The organism is Pontibacterium sp., from assembly GCF_041587635.1.
GTDB lineage: Bacteria > Pseudomonadota > Gammaproteobacteria > Pseudomonadales > Balneatricaceae > Pontibacterium.
Window position 1 is genome coordinate 1 of record NZ_JBFGYC010000433.1, and the last position, 3,507, is coordinate 3,507.

Annotated in this window: 4 protein-coding genes; 3 read left to right on the forward strand and 1 reads right to left on the reverse strand. The window is 50.4% G+C overall.

Annotation, left to right across the window (positions count from 1 at the left end; all coding sequences use genetic code 11):
• From ABYW01_RS16935 to ABYW01_RS16945, 3 genes are all read left to right on the forward strand, one after another.
• Positions 1-1,211: hypothetical protein (locus ABYW01_RS16935; RefSeq protein ID WP_372834977.1), on the forward strand; the 1,211-nt coding region annotated here is incomplete at its 5' end.
• Positions 1,212-1,318: 107 nt separating this feature from the next.
• Positions 1,319-1,540 carry a hypothetical protein gene (locus ABYW01_RS16940; RefSeq protein WP_372834979.1) on the forward strand — a complete coding sequence of 74 codons (222 nt, stop codon included), beginning with the start codon at positions 1,319-1,321 and terminating at the stop codon, positions 1,538-1,540.
• Positions 1,541-1,748: 208 nt separating this feature from the next.
• Positions 1,749-2,831 carry a DEAD/DEAH box helicase gene (locus ABYW01_RS16945; RefSeq protein ID WP_372834982.1) on the forward strand — a complete coding sequence of 361 codons (1,083 nt, stop codon included), beginning with the start codon at positions 1,749-1,751 and terminating at the stop codon, positions 2,829-2,831.
• Positions 2,832-3,041: 210 nt separating this feature from the next.
• Here ABYW01_RS16945 and ABYW01_RS16950 read toward each other — a convergent pair.
• Positions 3,042-3,507, reverse strand: a 466-nt coding sequence (locus tag ABYW01_RS16950) for a hypothetical protein (RefSeq protein WP_372834985.1), incomplete at its 5' end; no start/stop codon positions are given.

Below are 3,507 nucleotides of genomic sequence, written 5' to 3' on the forward strand. Positions count from 1 at the left end.
ACCGCAGTCTGGATGCCTTTATTAACTACTGGCGCAGTGAACTGGCGTTCAGGCAAGGGAAGACAAACCTGGAACCGATGATTGCGACCGCCATAAACAAAGCAGAAACAGCCGCCGATGCCATACAAATGGCACGCAGCTATCGTTTACGAGCGGCGTACGCATGGCAACAGATGGATTGGAATACCCATAGTCAATGGCTGATAAAAGCAGACCGCTTACTCGGCGGCAACCATGAGTTACAAACGCAGGCAGAAAACCTATTTTACCTAGGCAACCCGAGTAACGAAGGTCTCGAAAAAAGCCCCTTAGTTGACCTGAACGAGAACCAAAAACGGCTGCAAAAAGCGCTCAACTTTTACCAACAACTCGGTCACCAGCCCATGATCGCGGCGAGCCAACTGGCTATCGCTCAGAACTATAGCTTCCCGCTAACTACCCGTGAACAAGCTCTGTATAAGGCATTGAAACTCTATCGTGAGCTGAACCAACCCTACGAACTGGCACAAACCTTGATCTATGCAGGTTTCTATCAGATGCAACTGCACAACGGACAGCTCGCCAGCGAGTATTTCCACGAAGCAAAACAGATATCTGAAAACCTTGGCGCGACCACACTAGATCGCTTCAGCCGCTTTTACCTGGCCTTCGCGTCTCTGGACCAAGGACTGAACCAAAGCGCACTGGGGCGACACGGTCGTAACGATCAACTGTTACGGCAATCAATCACACAGCTTCAGGACTTTATTGCCACACAACCCGATCCACTGTTGCATACCAGTGCTTTAATTTTCCTCGGCTGGGCATACACTGATCTGGAAGAATACGTTGCGGCAGAGCGTTATCTAAAACACGCACTTGATATGCATGACTCCGTACGAATACCCACGACGTTTGGCTACGCCAGTTATTCGCTCATGCGTATCTATTTAGCACAACAAAACTACGATGCCGTCATCGCAATGGCCGATCAACCGATTACCACCCGCCTCCAAGCCGGCTTTCTTGCGCGTGCCTACTACGAAAATAGACAACCCATCGAGGCCGCTGCTGTCCTGCGCACATTTAAGCAACAACACCCGCAGCTGTGGCAGCAAATCGATGACTTGCGACTGGCTCAATATCTAAATGCGAAAGAGGGAACAGTATTATCCTTGAGTCCAGAGCCTGCCGCACACCTGGTCTATTGCGAATCAGACTGGACGCTCTAATGACAAGGATTCCATCCGTTGGGTGAATTTGTATATTGTCGCGGGTGCGCTCTTGCTCTGCCCTACCCGATTAGTAGATGATAAGCGCATTAGACGGAGGATTTTTAATGAGTAAACAAGGTAGTAGCGGTAACGTCATTGCTGCGCTCTGTAATGTGTTCATCCCTGGTTTGGGTCAGCTGATTCAGGGACGCATTCTTATGGCCCTGATGTTTTTTGTCGTCACGGTTGTTGGCTACGCAGCCTATCTTTTGGTCATCCCCGGAATTATCGCGGCGATCTTCCATCTGGCGAGTATCGTCAGTGCCGCACGGTACAAAGGGGACTAATCTCTCCTTCGATAACATTTAAAGCGGGCAGTTTAAGGCCCGCTTCCCGCTCTTCCTTTCCCGATAACATAACGCAGATTTCGCCCAGCGCTCCCCACGCGCCTTGCCGCTCCTAATCTGGTAAACTACCGGCCTTCTTTTTCTGCTGTTTATGTCGCACACCGTGTGCTTCACGCCAGCAGGCCCAACCGGAATCTGAGTTTAATCTATGTCTTTCGCTTCACTTGGTTTGTCCAAGTTTCTTGTACGTGCTCTTGATGAACAGGGTTATGAACAACCAACCCCAATTCAGGACAAAGCCATTCCTGCCATTTTGAACGGTGGCGATGTTGTTGCTGCCGCTCAGACCGGTTCGGGTAAGACAGCGGGTTTCGCCCTGCCCATTCTGGAGGCGTTAAGCCAGCGTCCTGCTCAGGGCGTTCGTCCATTACGCGCGCTGGTGTTGGTGCCAACACGGGAACTGGCGGTACAGGTGGGCGAAGCGATTAAGACCTATGCTCAGCATCTGCCAGAATCACTGAAGATCATGACCGTGTACGGTGGTGTTTCCATCAACCCACAGATGATGGGATTGCGCGGCGGTTGTGATGTGATGATTGCGACGCCAGGCCGTCTGCTTGATTTGCTGGACAACAACGCGACTGATCTTAAATCCGTAGAAACACTCGTATTGGACGAAGCCGATCGCATGCTGGATCTCGGTTTTGCCGATGAGTTGGGTGCCATTCTGAAGCTGTTGCCACGTAAACGTCAGAACTTGCTGTTCTCTGCGACCTTCCCTGATGGCGTAAAACATCTGACGCAAACCCTGCTGATCAATCCTACAGAGATCGAGATTAAGATCGAAGCGACCATCCCAGAGCAGGTGCAACAGCGCGCGATTGAGGTTGACCGGACCAACCGCACCACGTTGCTGAAACAGCTGATCAAAGAGGAAAACTGGTCCCGCGTCATCGTCTTTGTCGCCAGCAAACGCAGCGCCAATAACGTTGCACTCAAGCTGTCTCGTGTTGGGATTACGGCTACCGCACTGCATGGCGATCTGAATCAGGCTGCCCGCACAAAAGCCCTGGCCGATTTCAAATCTAAAAGCTTTCGGGTTTTGGTGGCGACCGACCTTGCCTCCCGTGGTATCGACATTGTCAGCCTGCCCTGCGTTGTGAACTATGATCTGCCACGTTCACCTTCAGACTACGTACACCGTATCGGGCGTACAGGTCGTGCAGGCGAATCAGGGATTGCCTTGTCGTTTATTGATAACGAAAGTGACAACCACTTCAAATTGATATAAAAACGCATCAAGCAGAAGATCCCTCGTGAAAACATCGAAGGCTTGGAGCGCTCACCTTATGCGCCAGTAGAGCTTCTGGACAAGAAAGGACCGGTCAAAGGTAAACGTAAGAGCAAAAAGGATAAACTGCGCGAAGCCGCAGCAAAATTTAAGGCTGGGCAGTGAGAGATCCCTCTCTCACGTAACATTTTTCTACGGCCAGAAAACAAATTATTCATCGGAAGCGATCTTCACCATAATGTGAGCGTACGGGGTATCTTTCCACATCACATATACCGGGTCATTTGGATTGGTAGACAAACCTTCCAACATTGAATGATCGGGTACAATAATCATGAGGTGTGGCCCCTCTTTCACCCAGTCATCACTCTTTGCCGGATCACTTGCGTACGGGTCGCTATTACTTACACCGATAGCTGATCCTTCGCCGGCCAGCATATAAGACACGCTAATTGAATCAGACTTGAAGTCGGCCTTATTCATCATTGCTGAAATAAGAGCATCCCATACAGCATCATTACACATTGGGCCAATACTCTCCTGTTGAGGGTAACAGGTATAGCTATTTGATCCTGCTCTCAGAACAGCACCATCTGGTGCCTTTATCGTCGCGTTATCAGTAACAGATGATGGTCCTGCGCTTACAGCACTGGCAATCATGGCATCCTTATCACCC

Bases quoted from the DNA above. Each gene is read 5' to 3' on its own strand.
- ABYW01_RS16940 (WP_372834979.1), top strand. From the start codon at position 1,319: ATGAGTAAACAAGGTAGTAGCGGTAACGTCATTGCTGCGCTCTGTAAT.
- ABYW01_RS16945 (WP_372834982.1), top strand. From the start codon at position 1,749: ATGTCTTTCGCTTCACTTGGTTTGTCCAAGTTTCTTGTACGTGCTCTT.